Raw genomic sequence first — 21,614 nt, 5'->3', positions numbered from 1 at the left:
AGGCTGTAATGGCACAAAAACCGCTTGAAGGAATGCCGCTGGTCCTGATGACCATTGCGCTATCGCTGGCGACGTTCATGCAGGTTCTGGACTCGACCATCGCCAACGTGGCTATCCCCACGATTGCCGGTAATCTGGGGGCGTCGAACTCCCAGGGAACCTGGGTGATCACCTCGTTTGGTGTGGCCAATGCGATCTCGATCCCGCTGACCGGCTGGCTGGCAAAACGCATCGGTGAAGTGAAGCTCTTTACCTGGTCGACCATTCTTTTTGCTATCGCCTCCTGGGCGTGCGGCATGTCAGACAGCCTGGAGATGCTGATATTCTTCCGCGTCATTCAGGGGATCGTCGCGGGTCCATTGATCCCGCTGTCGCAAAGTCTGCTGCTCAACAACTATCCGCCCGCCAAGCGCAGTGTTGCGCTGTCGCTGTGGGCGATGACGGTGATCGTCGCCCCAATCTGTGGCCCGATACTGGGCGGCTGGATCAGCGATAACTATCACTGGGGCTGGATCTTCTTTATCAACGTGCCCATTGGTGTGGCGGTGGTAATACTGACGCTGCAAACCCTGCGCGGCCGGGAAACCAAAACCGAAATCCGGCGGATCGATATGGTCGGGCTGGTGCTGCTGGTGGTGGGGATCGGCTGTTTGCAGGTGATGCTGGATCGCGGAAAGGAGCTCGACTGGTTTAACTCGTCCGAGATCATCGTGCTCGGGGTAGTGGCCGTGATTGCGCTGTCAGTCCTGCTGGTGTGGGAGCTGACTGACGATCACCCGATCATTGATCTGTCGCTGTTTAAGTCGCGCAACTTCACCATTGGCTGCCTGTCGATCAGTCTGGCTTATATGCTCTACTTCGGCTCGATTGTTCTGTTGCCGCAGCTGCTGCAGGAGGTCTACGGCTACACCGCAACCTGGGCCGGTCTGGCGTCTGCGCCGGTGGGCATTTTGCCGGTGATCCTGTCGCCGATCATCGGACGCTTTGCCCATAAGCTCGACATGCGACGGCTGGTCACGTTCAGCTTCATTATGTATGCCGTCTGCTTCTACTGGCGCGCGTATACGTTTGAACCGGGAATGGACTTTGGTGCCTCAGCCTGGCCGCAGTTTATTCAGGGCTTTGCCGTGGCCTGCTTCTTTATGCCGCTGACCACCATTACGCTGTCGGGATTGCCGCCGGAGCGCATGGCCGCTGCCTCCAGCCTGTCGAACTTTATGCGTACCTTTGCAGGCTCGGTGGGAACGTCGATTACCACCACCATGTGGAGTAACCGCGAGTCGATGCATCATAGCTACCTGACGGAGTCGATTACCCCTTACAACGTCAATTCGCAGCAGATGTATAGCCAGCTGGAGAGCATGGGGATGACGCAGCAGCAGGCGTCGGCCTGGATCGCGCAGCAGATTACCAATCAGGGACTGATTATTTCAGCGAATGAAATTTTCTGGGCGTCGGCGGGGGTCTTTTTGATTCTGCTGGTGCTGATCTGGTTTGCCCGCCCGCCGTTTAGCGCAGGCGGCGGCGGCGGTGGCGCGCACTAACGTTACACAGCAAAACGGGCCTTTCGGCCCGTTTTTTTATGCGTTCTGACGCCACCATTCGGCGAGCAGTACGCCGGTTGCGACCGAGACGTTAAGGCTTTCTACGTTGCCGGTGCCGCCAATCGACAGGCTCATGTCACCCTGTTTGAACGCGGTATCAGAAAGACCTTCACGCTCCTGCCCTAACACCAGCACCATTTTCTCGGGCAGCTGAGCCTGCGCCAGCGGCGTGCCCTGATGGCTGGAGGTGGTGACGATGGTGTAACCCGCTTTACGGAACGCTTCCAGACCTTCACTGAAGGTTGCGCCGCTGATGGCCTGCACATGCTCAGCACCGCCTTCTGCGGTACGTACCGCGGCGCCGGACTCCAGCAGTGAGGCGTCGTTCACCAGCAAACCTTTTACGCCAAAGTGCGCGCAGCTGCGCATAATCGCGCCGAGGTTATGCGGGTTGCTGACATCTTCCAGTGCCAGTACGCAATCTTTGGTATTCGCCTGGCTCAGCCATTCAGAAACCGCCATACCCATGCGCTTTTTGATCAGGAAGCAGACGCCACCGTGATGCTCAGTGCCTGACGCTTTGGTAATCTCTGCATCTTCCACGACGTGATAGGCTTTGCGGTTAGCCGCCAGCCAGCGCAGCGCTTCGCGGAAACGCGGTGTCACTTCCTGCACGAACCAGGCGCGAACAATCGCTTCAGGACGGCTCTGGAACAGCGCCTGACAGGCGTTCTCACCATAGACGCGCGTCTCTTCGTTACGCTGACGACGGATCTGTTCGGGATCGACGAAGCTCTTGCCGCTGATGCCGCCATGATCCGGCTTATCGCTTTCGGTTGCCGGACGATCTGCTGATGGCGCGCGTGACACAGTGCGCCATGGGGAATCGCTGCTGCCATAGGCGCCGCGATTATCATCGCCACGATCGTTGCGGCGGCCTGCGCCATCGTCTGAACGGCGTGGAGCGCCACGTCCGCCTTCATCACGACGCGGTGAACTGCTGCGACCGGTGTCGTCGCTGCGACGGCCAGCGGAGCGACCACCTTCCTGACTGCGTTCAGTACGGGGGCCAGACGAACGACGATTATCATCCGAACGGGCAGCAGCGTGACCACCTTTGCCTGTACGAGGATTAGGCGCGCGCGCGCTTTTATCGTCCTCGCCACGCACGTACATCACCTTAACCTTACCGCTCTTGCCTTTAAATTCGTCGTTCATGTCTTCCTCCTGCATTGAGAGCGCGCAGATTACCTGATGTGCTGGCGCTTAGCTATCAACTATTGAACCTATAGAGCAATCCAGATTGAGAGGGAATCCGTCCCCTTTCATAATGAACAATATTTACCAGACTGACACTTTTCAACATCAGAGGTTCCTATGAATACGGTATGCGCTTCCTGTCAGGCAACCAATCGCGTTCCTGAAGAACGCCTTGCCGACGTGGCGAAATGTGGTCGCTGTGGAAATGCGTTATTTGATGGCGAAGTGGTGAATGCCACCAGCGCTAACTTTGACAAATATCTGCAGGACGATCTGCCGGTGGTGATCGATTTCTGGGCGCCCTGGTGTGGTCCCTGTGTCAATTTTGCGCCGGTGTTTAAAGATGTCGCCAGTGAACGCAGCGGTAAAGTCCGCTTTATTAAAGTGAACACCGAAGCGGAACCGGCCCTGAGCGCCCGTTTCAACATTCGCAGTATCCCGACCATCATGCTGTTTAAGAACGGCGAGCGGGTTGACATGCTGAATGGCGCGATGCCCAAAGCGCCTTTCAATGAATGGCTGGATGAGTCACTTTAATCTTCAGAGGCCAGCCTGGCTGGCCTTTTCCTTTTCGCCTGTGCTTCGATTACACTGACGTTTTTCCTGCCCTGAATACTCATGTCTGATAATGCTGTTTTGCGCTTGCGCACCCAACGCCTTGCCCGATCCACCCGTCCTTTCCTCGCGCGCGGGAATCGGGTCATTCGCTGTCAGGGCTGCCTGCTGCCAGAGATCAACTGTCTCTGCAGTCAGATTGTGCCGCAGTCCGCCCGTAGCCGCTTCTGCCTGGTGATGTTCGATACCGAGCCGATGAAGCCGAGCAACACTGGCCGGCTGATTGCCGATATTCTGCCGGATACTCAGGCTTTTGGCTGGTCACGCACCGAGCCGGATCCGCTGCTGCTGGCGGCGGTGCGCAATCCCGATTATCAGCCGCTGGTGGTTTTCCCGGCCGCCTATGCCGACCCCGGTCGTGAAGTGCTGACAATGCCGCCCGTCAGTGGCAAGCCGCCGCTGTTTATTATGCTGGACGGCACCTGGACCGAAGCCCGCAAAATGTTCCGTAAAAGCCCCTGGCTTGACGCCCTGCCGGTGATGTCGCTGGATGTCAGCACCCCGTCGCGCTATACGCTGCGTGAAGCCCACGGCGCAGGTCAGCACTGTACTGCTGAAGTGGCCGCGGCGCTGCTGGCGCAGGCGGGCGATCGGCTGGCAGCTGAGGCGTTATCTCACCATTTTGATCAGTTCCGCGCGGCCTACCTGGCAGGGAAACCGCACCACGCCGGACAGGTTTAATCGCCCAGTCACCTCCTGGCGGGAGCGTCCCTGCGGTGACAGAGATTAAAATCGGAATGCGCAGCCTGCGATCTGCCCGGAAGCACTGCCAGCAAAAAGCGTTTACAATCACGCAAATCCCGAACTCTGGAGAGCGAGATGAGCCAACGCGGACTGGAAGCGCTGTTACGACCTAAATCAATTGCGGTGATTGGTGCCTCGGTCACGCCAGGGCGCGCCGGATATTTTATGATGCGTAACCTGCTGGCGGGCGGTTTTAGCGGCCCGGTGTTGCCGGTGACGCCGAAATATAAAGCGGTCAGCGGCGTACTGGCCTGGCCCACCATCGACAGCTTACCTTTCGCGCCAGACCTGGCAGTGATCTGCACCCACTCAAAACGTAACCTCGAACTGCTACAACAGCTCGGGGAGAAAGGCTGCAAAGCCTGCATTATCCTCTCTGCGCCCGCCAGCCAGTCGGCCGAACTCAAAGCCTGCGCCAGCCAGTGGCAGATACGTCTGCTGGGCCCGAACAGTCTTGGACTGCTGGCCCCCTGGCAGGGATTGAATGCCAGCTTCTCGCCAGTGCCGATAGAGAAAGGCCGTATCGCATTTATCTCCCAGTCCGCCGCCGTATCCAACACCATTCTCGATTGGGCGCAGCAGCGTAATCTCGGATTCTCCTGGTTTATCGCGCTGGGTGACAGTCTGGATACCGATGTCGATGATCTGCTCGACTTCCTGGCTCGCGACGGTAAAACCAGCGCTATCCTGCTCTATCTTGAGCACCTTAGCGATGCGCGTCGTTTTGTTTCTGCCTCACGCAGCGCCTCCCGTAATAAACCGATTCTGGTGATCAAGAGTGGTCGCAGTCGGGAAGCACAGGCACTGCTGGGCACTCACAGCGGTCTGGACGCCGCCTGGGATGCAGCCATTCAGCGTGCCGGGTTACTGCGGGTGCAGGATACCCATGAGCTCTTCTCCGCCGTAGAGTCGCTGAGTCATATGCGGCCGCTGCGTGGCGACAGGCTGATGATCATCAGTAATGGTGCCGCCCCCGCCGCGCTGGCGCTGGATGAGCTCTATGCCCGCAACGGGAAACTGGCACAGCTCAGCGAGCAGACGATTCAGCAGCTCGAGGCGCTGTTGCCCGCTGGTGCAGGCCGCGGCAACCCGCTGGATTTAAAAGACGACGCCACAGCTGAACGTTATGCCGCCTGCACAGAGATCCTGCTCGACAGCCATGAACTTGACGCGTTGATGATTATTCATGCGCCAAGCGCGGTCGCGCCCGCGACTGAAACGGCCGGACATCTGATCGACACCATCGCCCGTCACCCACGCGGTAAGCTGGTGACGCTGCTGACCAACTGGAGTGGCGAGTTCTCTTCACAAGCCGCGCGCCGAGCCTTTACGCAGGCGGGGATACCGACCTGGCGCACGCCAGAGGGAACGGTGACCGCTTTTATGCATCAGGTTGAGTACCGCCGTAACCAGAAGCAGCTGCGCGAAACCCCTGCCCTGCCCGCCACCCTGAACCTGGACAGTGCCCATGCACACCAGCTGCTGTCACAGGCGCTGGAGCGCGGTGTTACTGCGCTGGATACCCACGAAGTGCAGCCGGTGTTGCAGGCTTACGGCCTGGCCACGCTGCCGACCTGGATCGCCAGCGACAGTAAGGCGGCAGTGGCGATTGCCGATCAGATTGGCTATCCGGTGGCGCTAAAACTGCGTTCACCCGATATCGCGCATAAATCGGAGGTGCAGGGCGTGATGCTCTACCTGCGTAATGCCAGCGAAGTGGAGCATGCCGCTGAGGCCATTTTTGATCGGGTAAAACAGACGCTGCCGCAGGCACGTATCGAAGGGCTGCTGGTTCAGAGCATGGCGAGTCGTGCAGGCGCACAGGAGCTGCGGGTCGTGGTCGAACAGGATGCCCTGTTTGGCCCGATCATTATGCTGGGGGAAGGCGGCGTTGAATGGCAGGCCGATAAACAGGCTGCCGTTGCCCTTCCCCCGCTGAATATGACGCTGGCACGCTATCTGGTGATTCAGGCGATCAAGAGCGGAAAAATCCGCAGCCGCAGCGCGCTGAATCCGCTGGATATCCCCGGTTTAAGCCAGCTGCTGGTGCAGGTCTCTAACCTGGTGGTGGATTGCCCGGAGATCCAGCGACTGGATATTCATCCGCTGCTGGCGGCGGGCAATGATTTTACCCTGCTGGATGTCACCCTGACGCTGGCTCCGTTCCATGGCGATAACGAAGCACGGCTGGCAATACGTCCTTATCCTCAGCATCTGGAAGAGCAGGTAGAGTTAAAGGATGGGCAATTCTGCCTGTTCCGGCCCATTCTGCCAGAGGATGAGCCCCTGCTGCGCGATTTCATCAGTCAGGTCACCAAAGAAGATCTCTACTACCGCTACTTCAGTGAAATCAGTGAGTTTACTCATGATGATCTCGCCAACATGACCCAGATCGATTATGACCGCGAGATGGCGATTGTGGCGGTACGTCAGCATCATGGACGATCCGAGATCATCGGCGTCACCCGCGCTATCTCTGATGCAGATAACATTGATGCGGAGTTTTCGGTGCTGGTCCGTTCCGACCTGAAAGGCTTAGGCATGGGCCGTCGTCTGCTGGAAAAAATGATCCGCTATACCCGGCATCACGGCTTGCAACAATTGAACGGTATCACCATGCCCCATAACCGCGGCATGATTACGCTGGCACGAAAGCTCAACTTTCATGTTGATATTCAACTGGATGACGGTATTGTCAGCCTGAAATTGTCTTTACAGAATGAGATCAACTAACCTTGTAGAGAAAGGTAAAAAACGTTCGAATCGGCGAAGTTGATGTTATTATTTGTGGTTATAACCCTGATTTGATGGCAAAAGGCCATGCAATGAACAGAGAAGAAGTGCACTGTGATGTTGTCTAAATTTAAACGTAACAAACACCAACAACACCTCGCACAGCTGCCGAAACTGTCACAATCCGTTGCGGATGTGTCGACACTTTACTCGCCTGCCGAATTTCGCCAGACGTTGCTGGAGAAAATTGCGGCAGCGCAGACTCGCATCTGTATTGTTGCGCTCTATCTGGAAAATGATGACGCCGGACGTGCCGTCATGGATGCGCTTTATAGTGCGAAGCAGGCGCGGCCGGAGCTGGATATCTCGATTCTGGTTGACTGGCACCGTGCGCAGCGTGGGCGAATTGGCGCAGCGCGAGGCGTAACCAATGCCGACTGGTATTGCGAAATGGCGACACGTTATCCGGATATTGCCATCCCGGTTTATGGTATCCCGGTCAATACCCGTGAAGCGCTGGGCGTGCTCCACCTTAAAGGGTTCATTATTGATGATATGCTGCTCTACAGCGGCGCCAGCATCAATGATGTCTACCTGCATCAGCATGATAAGTATCGCTATGACCGTTATCAGGTTATCCGTAATTCCCAGCTGACAGATACGATGTATGACTGGATCACGCTCAATCTGAAGTCAGCAGAGGCGGTAAACCGACTCGATTTTGCTGAGCGCCCCTCAAGTCCTGAAATTAAAAATGAGACACGCCAGTTCCGTCAGGACCTGCGCGGCTTCAATTATCAGTTTGAAGGGAATGCCGGCAACGATGAACTGACGGTCACGCCGCTGGTCGGTCTGGGTAAGCATAGCCTGCTCAATAAAACCATTTTCCACCTGATGCCCTGTGCGGAACAGAAGCTGATCATCTGTACCCCCTACTTCAACATGCCCGCCTTGCTGGTACGTAATATCATTCATCTTCTGCGTCAGGGAAAACAGGTTGAGATCATCGTCGGCGATAAAACAGCCAATGACTTCTATATTGCGCCCGATCAGCCGTTCAAAATCATCGGCGCACTGCCTTACCTGTATGAAATCAATCTTCGTCGCTTTATGAGCCGTTTGCACTACTACGTTACGACCGATCAGCTGGTCGTGAGACTGTGGAAGGATGGCGAGAACAGTTATCACCTTAAAGGAATGTGGGTTGATGATGAATGGCAGCTGATTACCGGTAATAACCTCAATCCACGTGCCTGGCGGCTCGATCTGGAAAATGCGGTGCTGATCCACGATCCTCATCAGGAGTTAGCGGCTCAGCGTGAGAAGGAACTGACGTTAATCCGGCAGAACACAACGGTAGTGACGCATTTCCGTGAGCTTGAGAGTATTGCTGATTACCCGGCCAAGGTGCGCAAACTGATTCGCCGTCTGCGCCGGATACGTATCGATCGCCTGATCAGCCGGATTCTTTAATCACTGCGGCCAATAAGGCATCTGCTATGCGAAGTGTGCTGCTTGCTGTGTTGTTGTGTAGCGGATGCGCCCATATGGCGGAAGATCAGTGGACCGGACGGGATAAAGCGGAGCATTTTGTCGCCTCTGCAGTCCTGGCCGCTGCCGGTAGTGAATATGGGAAGGCAGCGTCAGCACCATTCTGACCGGCAAAGCCAGACTGTTTTCATTAACGCCTGGGGCGGGAAAAGAGTGGTATGACAGCCGCCCGAATGGCAGCGGCTGGAGCTGGAAAGATTTCGCCTGGGATGCCGCCGGTGCTGCCAGCGGCATTGCCCTGTGGAATCTGAGTCAGTAGCTTTCTCTGTTAAAGCTTAATCCCCTTACCGCGCTTGTGCAGCAACAGCGACACCAGAAATGCCACCGCGCCCATCGCTGAAACATACCAGAAGAAAGTCGTCTCAATCCCCTGCTGCTTCATCAGCAACGCAACATACTCTGCCGACCCACCGAAGATCGCATTCGCTACTGCGTAAGATAGTCCTACACCCAGTGCGCGCACCTGTGGCGGAAACATTTCTGCTTTAAGAATGCCACTGATGGCGGTGTAGAAGCTGGTAATCAGCAGCGCCAGCATGATTAACAGGAAAGCCACACCAGGGCTCTGCACGTTTTGCAACAGGGTCAGAATGGGGACCGTACAGATGGCCGCGCCCGCGCCAAAAATCATCATTGAGGTGCGACGACCGATTTTATCTGACAGGGCACCGATAATCGGCTGAATCAGCATAAAGACCAGCAGCGCACCGGTCATCAGGCCGCTGGCGGTTTTAGGATCCATACCTGACGTATTAACCAGATACTTCTGCATGTAGGTAGTGAAGGTGTAAAAACTCAGGGAGCCGCCTGCGGTGAAACCCAGCACCATCAGGAAGGGACGAGTATGATTACGCAGTAACCCGATTACGCTACCCGCATCGCGATGTTCGCGGCTCGTCTTATCTGAGGTCTCTTCCAGTGAGCGTCGTAACCATAATGCGACAACGGCGAGGAGTGCGCCGAGGAAGAACGGAATACGCCAGCCCCAGCTTCGCAGTTCTGCATCCGTCAGCAAAAATTGCAGGACCACGACGGTGAGTACCGCCGCTAACTGGCCACCAATCAGCGTGACATACTGGAATGAGGCGTAGAATCCTTTGCGTCCTTCCAGAGCCACTTCGCTCATGTAGGTTGCACTAGTCCCATATTCTCCGCCCACCGATAATCCCTGAAACATACGCGCCAGCAGCAGAATAACGGGCGCAGCCACGCCGATCGTTGCGTAACCGGGTAAGCAGGCGATCACCAGCGAACCAAAACACATCATGCAGACCGAAACCAGCATCGAATTTTTTCGGCCATGTTTGTCGCCGATATAGCCAAACAGCCAGCCGCCAATCGGACGCATTAAAAATCCTGCCGCAAAAACGCCCGCCGTCTGTAACAACTGAGTCGTGGTATCGCCCTGCGGAAAGAAAATGTGGGCAAAATAGAGTGAGAAGAAGGAGTAAACGTAGAAGTCGAACCACTCAACCAGGTTACCTGATGACGCGCCGACGATAGCCCAGATACGTTTCTTTGTATCATCCGTCTGAGTTTTATTATTTGTGGGTGCCATGCCTTACCTCTGTTCCTTGCTGATCAACAGCGTTTAAAGGAGTGAGTAAAGCATTTAAGTCTACTGAAGGTAAAGGCGGCGTAATCCGAGATTATTATTGTGAGCCATGTCGCTAATTATCGAAAAATCAGCGGGTTGCTGGTCATTCAGAAGTCAAGAATGGGGAGTTAAGGGTGACATACCGCGTGCCTGCAGATCATATTTTCAGCTTAACGTGGCAAAGTGCAGACGTAAAAAAGCCCCGCACTTTCGTGCGGGGCTTCTTCACTTATTTAATGCCTGGCAGTTCCCTACTCTCGCATGGGGAGACCCCACACTACCATCGGCGCTACGGCGTTTCACTTCTGAGTTCGGCATGGGGTCAGGTGGGACCACCGCGCTAAAGCCGCCAGGCAAATTCTTTGTGCTCTGTCCTGTGTCTTTTGTGCTGAGGCTGCGTTGGCCGCCCTCGCGCTACTCCGTCACATACTTCAGTATGCTCCTTCGTATCGCTCGCTTGCCGCCTTGCCTCAGCGCAAAATCCTTCGGACTTCAGTCCGCAGGACACAACTGTATCCGGTTAACAAGCTGAAAACCTGTCTCTCAAAAACGCCTCTGGCGTTGTAAGGTTAAGCCTCACGGGTCATTAGTACCGGTTAGCTCAACGCATCGCTGCGCTTACACACCCGGCCTATCAACGTCGTAGTCTTCAACGTCCCTTCAGGACTCTCAAGGAGTCAGGGAGAACTCATCTCGGGGCAAGTTTCGTGCTTAGATGCTTTCAGCACTTATCTTTTCCGCACTTAGCTACCGGGCAATGCCATTGGCATGACAACCCGAACACCAGTGGTGCGTTCACTCCGGTCCTCTCGTACTAGGAGCAACCCCCCTCAATTCTCCAGCGCCCACGGCAGATAGGGACCGAACTGTCTCACGACGTTCTAAACCCAGCTCGCGTACCACTTTAAACGGCGAACAGCCGTACCCTTGGGACCTACTTCAGCCCCAGGATGTGATGAGCCGACATCGAGGTGCCAAACACCGCCGTCGATATGAACTCTTGGGCGGTATCAGCCTGTTATCCCCGGAGTACCTTTTATCCGTTGAGCGATGGCCCTTCCATTCAGAACCACCGGATCACTATGACCTGCTTTCGCACCTGCTCGAGCCGTCACTCTCGCAGTCAAGCCAGCTTATGCCATTGCACTAACCTCACGATGTCCGACCGTGATTAGCTGACCTTCGTGCTCCTCCGTTACTCTTTAGGAGGAGACCGCCCCAGTCAAACTACCCACCAGACACTGTCCGCAGCCCGGATTACGGGCCTACGTTAGAACATCAAACATTAAAGGGTGGTATTTCAAGGTTGGCTCCACGCAGACTGGCGTCCGCGCTTCAAAGCCTCCCACCTATCCTACACATCAAGGCTCAATGTTCAGTGTCAAGCTGTAGTAAAGGTTCACGGGGTCTTTCCGTCTTGCCGCGGGTACACTGCATCTTCACAGCGAGTTCAATTTCACTGAGTCTCGGGTGGAGACAGCCTGGCCATCATTACGCCATTCGTGCAGGTCGGAACTTACCCGACAAGGAATTTCGCTACCTTAGGACCGTTATAGTTACGGCCGCCGTTTACCGGGGCTTCGATCAAGAGCTTCTCCTTACGGATAACCCCATCAATTAACCTTCCGGCACCGGGCAGGCGTCACACCGTATACGTCCACTTTCGTGTTTGCACAGTGCTGTGTTTTTAATAAACAGTTGCAGCCAGCTGGTATCTTCGACTGGCTTCGGCTCGGGGAGCAGGTCCCTCCACCTACGCGCCAGCGTGCCTTCTCCCGAAGTTACGGCACCATTTTGCCTAGTTCCTTCACCCGAGTTCTCTCAAGCGCCTTGGTATTCTCTACCTGACCACCTGTGTCGGTTTGGGGTACGATTCTGTGTTACCTGATGCTTAGAGGCTTTTCCTGGAAGCTGGGCATTTATCACTTCAGCACCGTAGTGCCTCGTCGTCACGCCTCAGCGTTAACAAGCGTCCGGATTTACCTGGACACTCCGCCTACACGCTTAAACCGGGACAACCGTCGCCCGGCTGATATAGCCTTCTCCGTCCCCCCTTCGCAGTAACACCGAGTACAGGAATATTAACCTGTTTCCCATCGACTACGCCTTTCGGCCTCGCCTTAGGGGTCGACTCACCCTGCTCCGATTAACGTTGAACAGGAACCCTTGGTCTTCCGGCGAGCGGGCTTTTCACCCGCTTTATCGTTACTTATGTCAGCATTCGCACTTCTGATACCTCCAGCATGCCTCACAGCACACCTTCGACGGCTTACAGAACGCTCCCCTACCCAACAACGCCTAAGCGTCGCTGCCGCAGCTTCGGTGCATGGTTTAGCCCCGTTACATCTTCCGCGCAGGCCGACTCGACCAGTGAGCTATTACGCTTTCTTTAAATGATGGCTGCTTCTAAGCCAACATCCTGGCTGTCTGTGCCTTCCCACATCGTTTCCCACTTAACCATGACTTTGGGACCTTAGCTGGCGGTCTGGGTTGTTTCCCTCTTCACGACGGACGTTAGCACCCGCCGTGTGTCTCCCGTGATAACATTCTTCGGTATTCGCAGTTTGCATCGGGTTGGTAAGCCGGGATGGCCCCCTAGCCGAAACAGTGCTCTACCCCCGAAGATGAGTTCACGAGGCGCTACCTAAATAGCTTTCGGGGAGAACCAGCTATCTCCCGGTTTGATTGGCCTTTCACCCCCAGCCACAGGTCATCCGCTAATTTTTCAACATTAGTCGGTTCGGTCCTCCAGTTAGTGTTACCCAACCTTCAACCTGCCCATGGCTAGATCACCGGGTTTCGGGTCTATACCCTGCAACTTAACGCCCAGTTAAGACTCGGTTTCCCTGCGGCTCCCCTATACGGTTAACCTTGCTACAGAATATAAGTCGCTGACCCATTATACAAAAGGTACGCAGTCACCCCCATAAAGAAGGCTCCCACTGCTTGTACGTACACGGTTTCAGGTTCTGTTTCACTCCCCTCGCCGGGGTTCTTTTCGCCTTTCCCTCACGGTACTGGTTCACTATCGGTCAGTCAGGAGTATTTAGCCTTGGAGGATGGTCCCCCCATATTCAGACAGGATACCACGTGTCCCGCCTTACTCATCGAGCTCACAGCATGTGTGTTTTTGTGTACGGGAGTATCACCCTGTACCCTGCGACTTTCCAGACGCTTCCACTAACACACAAGCTGATTCAGGCTCTGGGCTGCTCCCCGTTCGCTCGCCGCTACTGGGGGAATCTCGGTTGATTTCTTTTCCTCGGGGTACTTAGATGTTTCAGTTCCCCCGGTTCGCCTTGCAGCACTATGTATTCATGCTGCAATGATGCACAGAGTGCACCGGGTTTCCCCATTCGGACATCGACGGCTGTAGCGGTTCATATCACCTTACCGTCGCTTTACGCAGATTAGCACGTCCTTCATCGCCTCTGACTGCCTGGGCATCCACCGTGTACGCTTAGTCGCTTAACCTCACAACCCACAGGCGTTTTACAACGCTGCGAATTGCAAGCATTTGAGAGACTCGAACGCATCGCTTTGCCATTCCTTAATTACGGAGGAATGACGCGCTGCGTCGTTTCAATTTTCAGCTTGTTCCGGATTGTTAAAGAGCATAATACGTCGCAGCACACCGTCGCCGGTATGCTCTGAGGTATTTCAGAAAAAAACAGATAAACGGTATGGTGGAGCTAAGCGGGATCGAACCGCTGACCTCCTGCGTGCAAGGCAGGCGCTCTCCCAGCTGAGCTATAGCCCCATACAGTTACTGCAGAGACCACTACTACCACTCAACCGAGTTACATTCTTCAGGAGAAGGATGCAATTTCTTTTCAGGCAAGGCATGCGGAAGGGACGTTTACTCAGGTAAACGACCGCGCGCATAACGCAGCATGAGAAGAAATTTGGTAGGCCTGAGTGGACTTGAACCACCGACCTCACCCTTATCAGGGGTGCGCTCTAACCACCTGAGCTACAAGCCTGTAGAGGTTTTTTCTGCTCGTTACTTTTTTATCAGACAATCTGTGTGGACACTGCGCGGGAAGGTATCTTCAGGTAAGGAGGTGATCCAACCGCAGGTTCCCCTACGGTTACCTTGTTACGACTTCACCCCAGTCATGAATCACAAAGTGGTAAGCGCCCTCCCGAAGGTTAAGCTACCTACTTCTTTTGCAACCCACTCCCATGGTGTGACGGGCGGTGTGTACAAGGCCCGGGAACGTATTCACCGTGGCATTCTGATCCACGATTACTAGCGATTCCGACTTCACGGAGTCGAGTTGCAGACTCCGATCCGGACTACGACGCACTTTGTGAGGTCCGCTTGCTCTCGCGAGGTCGCTTCTCTTTGTATGCGCCATTGTAGCACGTGTGTAGCCCTACTCGTAAGGGCCATGATGACTTGACGTCATCCCCACCTTCCTCCGGTTTATCACCGGCAGTCTCCTTTGAGTTCCCGACCGAATCGCTGGCAACAAAGGATAAGGGTTGCGCTCGTTGCGGGACTTAACCCAACATTTCACAACACGAGCTGACGACAGCCATGCAGCACCTGTCTCAGCGTTCCCGAAGGCACCAAAGCATCTCTGCTAAGTTCGCTGGATGTCAAGAGTAGGTAAGGTTCTTCGCGTTGCATCGAATTAAACCACATGCTCCACCGCTTGTGCGGGCCCCCGTCAATTCATTTGAGTTTTAACCTTGCGGCCGTACTCCCCAGGCGGTCGACTTAACGCGTTAGCTCCGGAAGCCACTCCTCAAGGGAACAACCTCCAAGTCGACATCGTTTACGGCGTGGACTACCAGGGTATCTAATCCTGTTTGCTCCCCACGCTTTCGCACCTGAGCGTCAGTCTTTGTCCAGGGGGCCGCCTTCGCCACCGGTATTCCTCCAGATCTCTACGCATTTCACCGCTACACCTGGAATTCTACCCCCCTCTACAAGACTCAAGCCTGCCAGTTTCAAATGCAGTTCCCAGGTTAAGCCCGGGGATTTCACATCTGACTTAACAGACCGCCTGCGTGCGCTTTACGCCCAGTAATTCCGATTAACGCTTGCACCCTCCGTATTACCGCGGCTGCTGGCACGGAGTTAGCCGGTGCTTCTTCTGCGGGTAACGTCAATCGATAAGGTTATTAACCCCATCGCCTTCCTCCCCGCTGAAAGTACTTTACAACCCGAAGGCCTTCTTCATACACGCGGCATGGCTGCATCAGGCTTGCGCCCATTGTGCAATATTCCCCACTGCTGCCTCCCGTAGGAGTCTGGACCGTGTCTCAGTTCCAGTGTGGCTGGTCATCCTCTCAGACCAGCTAGGGATCGTCGCCTAGGTGGGCCATTACCCCGCCTACTAGCTAATCCCATCTGGGTTCATCCGATAGTGAGAGGCCCGAAGGTCCCCCTCTTTGGTCTTGCGACGTTATGCGGTATTAGCCACCGTTTCCAGTGGTTATCCCCCTCTATCGGGCAGATCCCCAGACATTACTCACCCGTCCGCCACTCGTCACCCAAGAGCAAGCTCTCTGTGCTACCGTCCGACTTGCATGTGTTAGGCCTGCCGCCAGCGTTCAATCTGAGCCATGATCAAACTCTTCAATTTAAGTTTGATTTGCTTAAACAAGTTAAGCGGTGCTCATCTGTAAAACGTCATAATGAATTTCATTATGTGTTCACTCGTGAGGCTTGATATTTTTTACGTCCGGAGACGCTGATATCAATCCTGCGAGTGCCCACACAGATTGTCTGATAAATTGTTAAAGAGCAGTGCGAACAGTGCGTTAGCGTCCTGTCGCGAGGTGGCGTATATTACGCTTTCCTCCTGCAGAGTCAACCTCTATTTCAGAAGTTTTTCTCCGGCGGCGCAGTCTCCTGTGCCTCCTGACCCGTTTTCCGTTTCCGGTTTGCCGTGTCAGTGGAGGCGCATTATAGGGAACGGCTCAGATAGCGCAAGTGCAAATTGAGACTTTTTTACTGACCGTTCATTTTGCACTCAAAGGGAGTATTAAATAAGCAAAAATCCCTTAAAAGGGCAAAAAAAACGGGCCAGAGGCCCGTTTTTCGTTCCACACCCTTACTGATGTGCAGTAATGATGTTGTTCTCCACATCCATTTCGATGGTTTTGCCTGGCACCAGCGAACCGGCAAGGATCTGCTGAGCCAGCGGGTTCTCGATCTGCTGCTGTATCGCACGTTTCAGCGGACGTGCACCGTAGACCGGATCATATCCGTTCTCCGCCAGCAGTTTGATCGCATCATCAGAGATGTGCAGCTGATAACCCCGTTCATCCAGACGTTTGTACAGCCGCTGCAGCTGAATCTGCGCAATGGACGCAATATGTTTCTCAGCCAGCGGATGGAACACCACCACCTCATCAATACGGTTGACGAACTCAGGTCGGAAATGCTGTCCGACCACACCCATCACGATATCTTTCATTTCCGGGTAACTGAGATTGCCGAACCGCTCCTGGATTAAATCTGATCCCAGGTTAGAGGTCATAATCACCACGCTGTTACGGAAATCGACCGTGCGGCCCTGCCCATCCGTCAGACGCCCATCATCCAGCACCTGCAGCAGAATGTTAAAGACATCAGGATGCGCTTTCTCTACTTCATCCAGCAGGATGACCGAATAAGGCCGACGGCGCACAGCTTCGGTCAGATAACCGCCCTCTTCATAGCCGACATAACCCGGAGGTGCACCCACCAGCCGTGATACTGAGTGTTTTTCCATAAATTCGGACATGTCGATACGAACCATCGCATCGTCACTGTCGAACAGGAAGTTAGCCAGCGCTTTACACAACTCCGTCTTACCGACCCCGGTTGGCCCCAGGAACAGGAAGGAACCGATAGGCCGGTTTGGATCAGAAAGGCCTGCGCGACTACGGCGAATAGCATTTGATACCGCCTCAACCGCTTCATCCTGTCCGATGACCCGGCCATGTAAGTCCTGCTCCATGCGCAGTAACTTATCGCGCTCACCTTCCATCATTCGTGCGACCGGAATACCGGTCCAGCGTGCCAGCACATCGGCAATCTCCACATCGGTTACCCGGTTACGCAGTAACTTCATGGTCTTGCCTTCCGCCTGAGTCGCTGCGGCTAGCTGTTTTTCCAGTGCCGGAATTTTACCGTACTGCAGCTCTGACATCTGAGCGAGGTCACCCTGGCGACGTGCCTGCTCTAAATTCAGACGCGCCTGCTCAAGTTCCGCTTTAATGTTCTGCGTGCCGGACAGCGAGGCTTTCTCTGTCTTCCACTCATCTTCCAGCTCGGCGTATTCGCGCTCTTTCTGGTTGAGTTCGGTTTCCAGCATTTCAAGACGCTTGATACTGGCATCGTCCGCCTCTTTCTTCAGCGCCTGCTGCTCCAGCTTCAGCTGAATGATACGGCGCTCAAGGCGATCCAGTGACTCCGGCTTCGAGTCCATCTGCATACGAATGCTGGAAGCTGCCTCATCGATCAGGTCAATCGCTTTATCCGGCAGCTGCCGGTCAGCAATATAACGATGAGACAGGGTCGCCGCCGCGACAATCGCCGGGTCAGTGATCTGCACATGGTGATGCAGTTCATAACGCTCTTTCAGACCACGCAGAATGGCGATGGTATCTTCCACACTCGGCTCAGCCACAAAGACTTTCTGGAAACGACGCTCCAGCGCGGCATCTTTTTCAATGTACTGGCGATACTCATCAAGCGTAGTGGCACCCACACAGTGCAGTTCACCACGCGCCAGCGCAGGTTTAAGCATATTGCCGGCGTCCATCGCACCGTCCGCTTTACCGGCTCCCACCATGGTGTGCAGCTCGTCGATAAACAGAATGACGTTGCCTTCCTGTTTCGACAGGTCACTCAGTACGCCTTTCAGACGCTCTTCGAATTCACCGCGATATTTCGCCCCGGCCACCAGCGCACCCATATCCAGTGCCAGTACCCGACGTCCTTTCAGACCCTCAGGCACTTCACCATTGATGATGCGCTGCGCCAGCCCTTCGACAATCGCGGTTTTACCCACGCCAGGTTCACCAATCAGTACCGGGTTGTTTTTGGTACGGCGCTGCAGAACCTGGATGGTGCGGCGAATCTCTTCGTCACGACCAATGACCGGGTCGAGTTTGCCCTTCTCTGCCCGCTCGGTCAGATCGATAGTGTATTTTTTTAAAGCCTGGCGCTGATCTTCAGCCCCCTGATCGTTCACGTTGTCTCCTCCCCGCATCTGTTCAATCGCACTGGTGATTTTTTCACGCGTTGCGCCCGCTGCTTTGAGCAGATCGGCCAGTGAGCCCCGCGATTCCAGGGCGGCCAGAACAAATAATTCGGATGAAATAAAGTTATCGTTGCGCTTCTGTGCCAGCTTGTCGCACAGGTTTAATACCCGGACGAGGTCAGATGAGGGTTGTACATCGCCTTCGCTGCCTTCAACTTGTGGCAGGCGATCAATAGCCTGCTCAACCTGAGCGCGAAATGGCGTAACGTCGACACCGGCCGAAGTCAGTAAAGGTGAAACCGATCCGCCTTCCTGTTTGAGCAATGCGCTCATCAGATGCAGAGGTTCAATGAATTGATTGTCGTGTCCCAGAGCGAGGGACTGCGCGTCGGCGAGAGCCAGTTGAAATTTGTTAGTAAGACGATCCAGACGCATAATTCCTCCCATTACAGGTCAAAATGCTACTGGAGATTAAATGAGGTCATCCCTCAAAATTTCAAGGTTAATGACCTGAGATTTGAGTAAAAAATACGCTAACTGGACCGTCTTATGGCGTAAGGTTATAACAGCCAGATCAAAGTTGCCATACGCCCGGTGATCCCATCGCGGCGGAAAGAGAAGAAATCGTCGCGCTGCGTAAAGGTACAACGGCTGCTGGCGCTGACTGAATTCACGCCCGCTGCCTGTAGTCGCATCTGCGCCAGCAGGCCGATGTCGGCGTAAAAGCGGTCACCTGATGGACGGAAAGCCTGCACAGCCCGGGGTTCCTGAGCCATAAAGGCCTGACGGACTTCGGCGCCGACTTGAAACGCATCAGGTCCGATTGACGGTCCAAGCCAGGCATGAATCTGATCAGGCGGCGAACGAAACTGCGCCAGCGTATTTTCCAATACACCCGCACAAAGTCCGCGCCAGCCTGCATGTGCCGCCGCCACTTCCGTGCCATCCGGCGAACAGAACAGGACCGGAAGACAGTCAGCGGTCATGATGGCGCAGACAACACCGGGCTGATCGGTAATACAGGCATCAGCACGTAATGGCGTACTTTCCCCTGCAGTCAGACGCACAACCTCAGTGCCATGAACCTGATCCAGCCACTGCGGCATGGCAGGTAAACCCGCCTCTTCCAACAGCAACTGCCGGTTACGCGCCACCGCATCCGGATTATCCCCCACATGCCCGCCGAGATTCAGTGCATCCCAGGGCGATATGCTGATGCCGCCCTGTCGCTGCGTCGAGCAGGCCCGAACGCGTGACGGAGCGGGCCATTGAGGAGTAATCAGATTCATCACCAATTCAACTGGTCTTTAAATTCTTCAGTGTCTGCTTTTAACGCCGCGATTAAATCAACCATGTCCTGCGGAAGCGCAGCATGGAATTCCATTTCAATACCGCTGATGGGGTGATAGAGGCGCAACATCGTGGCGTGCAGTGCCTGACGATCGAAACCGCGCAGCGTAGTAATAAATGCTTCAGACGCGCCTTTTGGCGGACGCGGACGGCCACCGTAAAGCGGATCGCCCACCAGCGGATGGCTGATGTGAGACATATGCACACGGATCTGGTGAGTACGACCGGTTTCCAGACGCAGGCGCAGACGGGTATGGGCCCGGAAGTGCTCCATGATGCGGTAATGAGTGACCGCCGGTTTACCCATTGGGTGTACCGCCATGTGGGTGCGTTTGGTTGAGTGACGGCTGATAGGCTGCTCAACGGTGCCGCCCGCAGTCATATTGCCAATCGCAACCGCTTCATATTCACGAGTGATTTCGCGACGCTGCAGCGAGTCCACCAGATGCGTCTGAGCCGGAACGGTTTTCGCGACCACCATTAAACCGGTGGTGTCTTTATCCAGGCGGTGTACGATGCCCGCGCGCGGCACATCCATAATCGCCGGATAGTGATGAAGTAAGGCGTTTAACACTGTGCCATCCGGATTACCGGCGCCAGGGTGAACCACGAAGTCGCGTGGTTTGTTGATGACAATAATGTCTTCATCTTCATAAACGATGTCGAGTGGCAGATTCTGCGGTTCCCAGCGCTGCGCCTCCTCGATCTCAGCGTCAATCGCGACCAGCTCGCCGCCCAGCACTTTTTCTTTGGGTGTATCGACCATGACGCCGTTTACAGTAACGCGACGATCGAGGATCCACTCTTTTATGCGAGAACGTGAATAATCAGGGAACAATTCCGCCAAAGTCTGATCTAAGCGTTGTCCGAGTTGTGATTCGGATACCGTTGCGGTGAGTTGAACTTGTTGTGCCATATACAGCTTCTTCGTTAACGTTGGGTTTTCACGGCGATGCCGTTTAATATAATGTGCTATCGTACCTGGTCATTACCGGGAGCTATACGGACAGCTTCCGCCATAACATTTGAGGATAATCACTTCGTCATGACGCGTATGAAACATCTGGTGGCTGCTGCCACACTGAGCCTGGCACTTGTTGGTTGTTCCGGCTCAAATGACGCGGTACCGGACAGCCCGCCTTCTGAAATCTATGCTACAGCGCAGCAAAAGCTGCAGGACGGTAACTTTAAAGCTGCGATTAAGCAACTGGAAGCGCTGGATAATCGTTATCCGTTCGGTCCTTATTCGCAGCAGGTGCAGCTGGATTTAATCTACGCGTACTATAAAAATGCCGATCTGCCCCTGGCGCAGGCTGCCATTGCTCGCTTTATGCGTCTGAACCCCACGCATCCGAACATTGACTATGTCATCTATATGAAAGGTCTGACGGACATGGCGCTGGATGACTCCGCGCTGCAGGGCTTCTTTGGTATTGATCGTTCTGACCGCGATCCGACGCACGCTCGTGATGCTTTCCGCGACTTTTCCCAGCTGCTGCGGAGTTACCCGAACAGCCAGTATGCGGCTGATGCTCAGAAACGCCTGGTCTATCTGAAAGACCGTCTGGCTAAATATGAGCTGTCAGTGGCGCAATTCTATACTAAGCGTGAGGCTTATGTCGCGGTTGTTAACCGTGTCGAAGGTATGATGCGCGATTATCCGGATACGCAGGCAACACACGATGCCCTGCCGCTGATGGAGAATGCTTACCGCAATCTGCAGCTGAACGCTGAAGCCGATAAAGTGGCGAAAATCATTGCAGCTAACAAAAGCTGATCGTTCGAAGGATTCTCAGCCATAAAAAAAGCAGCCTCTCAGGGCTGCTTTTTTTTGCTTACAGAACAGTCAGATTTGGATCTGTTCTCAGCGAGCTAACTCATCAAGCATGCCGTGTTAATCGTTTCGCTTCAAGCCATTTCGGCCAGTTTCTCTGCCTTTCTCACAGAATGTTGTGACTGACAAAAAGTGACATTTTTTCGTGATCGAAATCCCACATTGAACGCTTTTTCGCG

At 54.7% G+C, this 21,614-nt stretch carries 11 protein-coding genes, 2 tRNA genes, 3 rRNA genes and 1 pseudogene; 7 read left to right on the top strand and 10 right to left on the bottom strand.

Features of this window, described 5'->3' with window-relative positions; genetic code table 11:
* The first annotated feature begins 8 nt into the window (after positions 1-8).
* Entirely contained in the window at positions 9-1,544 is a 1,536-nt protein-coding gene (gene emrB / locus ACXKZD_RS04485) for a multidrug efflux MFS transporter permease subunit EmrB (RefSeq protein ID WP_010257793.1), read from the top strand.
* Between the two features lie 36 nt (positions 1,545-1,580).
* Here the strand turns inward: emrB and ACXKZD_RS04480 are convergent, their stop codons facing one another.
* Complete coding sequence (locus ACXKZD_RS04480) at positions 1,581-2,762, bottom strand: tRNA/rRNA methyltransferase (protein WP_010672152.1); 1,182 nt, start codon at positions 2,760-2,762, stop codon at positions 1,581-1,583.
* Positions 2,763-2,921: 159 nt separating this feature from the next.
* Between ACXKZD_RS04480 and trxC the strand changes: the two genes are divergently transcribed.
* The 5 genes and pseudogenes from trxC to ACXKZD_RS04455 all read left to right on the top strand — a co-directional run bounded on the left by trxC (position 2,922) and on the right by ACXKZD_RS04455 (position 8,706).
* Positions 2,922-3,341, top strand: a complete 420-nt coding sequence (gene trxC, locus ACXKZD_RS04475; protein WP_010257800.1) for a thioredoxin TrxC — start codon at positions 2,922-2,924, stop codon at positions 3,339-3,341.
* 81 nt (positions 3,342-3,422) lie between these two features.
* The gene (locus ACXKZD_RS04470) at positions 3,423-4,100 is read left to right on the top strand and encodes a tRNA-uridine aminocarboxypropyltransferase (RefSeq protein ID WP_311978303.1); all 678 of its coding nucleotides are present in this window, start codon (positions 3,423-3,425) and stop codon (positions 4,098-4,100) included.
* Positions 4,101-4,238: 138 nt separating this feature from the next.
* Complete coding sequence (locus ACXKZD_RS04465; protein ID WP_010672150.1) at positions 4,239-6,896, top strand: bifunctional acetate--CoA ligase family protein/GNAT family N-acetyltransferase; 2,658 nt, start codon at positions 4,239-4,241, stop codon at positions 6,894-6,896.
* Positions 6,897-7,013: 117 nt separating this feature from the next.
* Positions 7,014-8,369, top strand: coding sequence for a CDP-diacylglycerol--serine O-phosphatidyltransferase (pssA, locus tag ACXKZD_RS04460; protein WP_029519515.1), 1,356 nt, complete (start codon positions 7,014-7,016; stop codon positions 8,367-8,369).
* A 26-nt stretch (positions 8,370-8,395) separates the two neighbouring features.
* Positions 8,396-8,706 (top strand): annotated as a pseudogene (locus ACXKZD_RS04455) (YfiM family lipoprotein).
* Between the two features lie 9 nt (positions 8,707-8,715).
* On the opposite strand, the gene ACXKZD_RS04450 reads toward ACXKZD_RS04455, so the two are convergent.
* The 9 genes from ACXKZD_RS04450 to rluD all read right to left on the bottom strand — a co-directional run bounded on the left by ACXKZD_RS04450 (position 8,716) and on the right by rluD (position 20,517).
* Positions 8,716-10,005 carry an MFS family transporter gene (locus ACXKZD_RS04450; RefSeq protein ID WP_010257813.1) on the bottom strand — a complete coding sequence of 430 codons (1,290 nt, stop codon included), beginning with the start codon at positions 10,003-10,005 and terminating at the stop codon, positions 8,716-8,718.
* Between the two features lie 277 nt (positions 10,006-10,282).
* Positions 10,283-10,398: ribosomal RNA gene (gene rrf / locus ACXKZD_RS04445) — 5S ribosomal RNA — on the bottom strand.
* Positions 10,399-10,609: 211 nt separating this feature from the next.
* Positions 10,610-13,518: ribosomal RNA gene (locus ACXKZD_RS04440) — 23S ribosomal RNA — on the bottom strand.
* A gap of 210 nt (positions 13,519-13,728) precedes the next feature.
* A tRNA-Ala gene (locus ACXKZD_RS04435) sits at positions 13,729-13,804 on the bottom strand.
* A gap of 146 nt (positions 13,805-13,950) precedes the next feature.
* Positions 13,951-14,027: transfer RNA gene (locus ACXKZD_RS04430), tRNA-Ile, on the bottom strand.
* A 74-nt stretch (positions 14,028-14,101) separates the two neighbouring features.
* Positions 14,102-15,641, bottom strand: a 16S ribosomal RNA gene (locus ACXKZD_RS04425).
* The 16S, 23S and 5S rRNA genes sit together here with 2 tRNA genes alongside, the layout of an rRNA operon.
* 471 nt (positions 15,642-16,112) lie before the next feature.
* A complete protein-coding gene (gene clpB / locus ACXKZD_RS04420) occupies positions 16,113-18,698 on the bottom strand; it encodes an ATP-dependent chaperone ClpB (protein WP_029519628.1) in 2,586 nt (861 codons plus the stop codon).
* Between the two features lie 113 nt (positions 18,699-18,811).
* The gene (yfiH, locus tag ACXKZD_RS04415; RefSeq protein ID WP_488981889.1) at positions 18,812-19,540 is read right to left on the bottom strand and encodes a purine nucleoside phosphorylase YfiH; all 729 of its coding nucleotides are present in this window, start codon (positions 19,538-19,540) and stop codon (positions 18,812-18,814) included.
* A complete protein-coding gene (gene rluD, locus ACXKZD_RS04410; RefSeq protein ID WP_010248442.1) occupies positions 19,540-20,517 on the bottom strand; it encodes a 23S rRNA pseudouridine(1911/1915/1917) synthase RluD in 978 nt (325 codons plus the stop codon). The genes yfiH and rluD overlap by 1 nt, the downstream gene beginning before the upstream one ends.
* Before the next feature lie 129 nt (positions 20,518-20,646).
* Here rluD and bamD point away from each other — a divergent pair, with 129 nt between their 5' ends.
* Complete coding sequence (bamD, locus tag ACXKZD_RS04405) at positions 20,647-21,378, top strand: outer membrane protein assembly factor BamD (protein ID WP_010248444.1); 732 nt, start codon at positions 20,647-20,649, stop codon at positions 21,376-21,378.
* Positions 21,379-21,614 lie beyond the last annotated feature (236 nt).

The sequence above is a fragment of the Pantoea sp. ABR1s genome (assembly GCF_057812235.1).
This window is presented reverse-complemented; position numbering and strand designations above follow the sequence as displayed.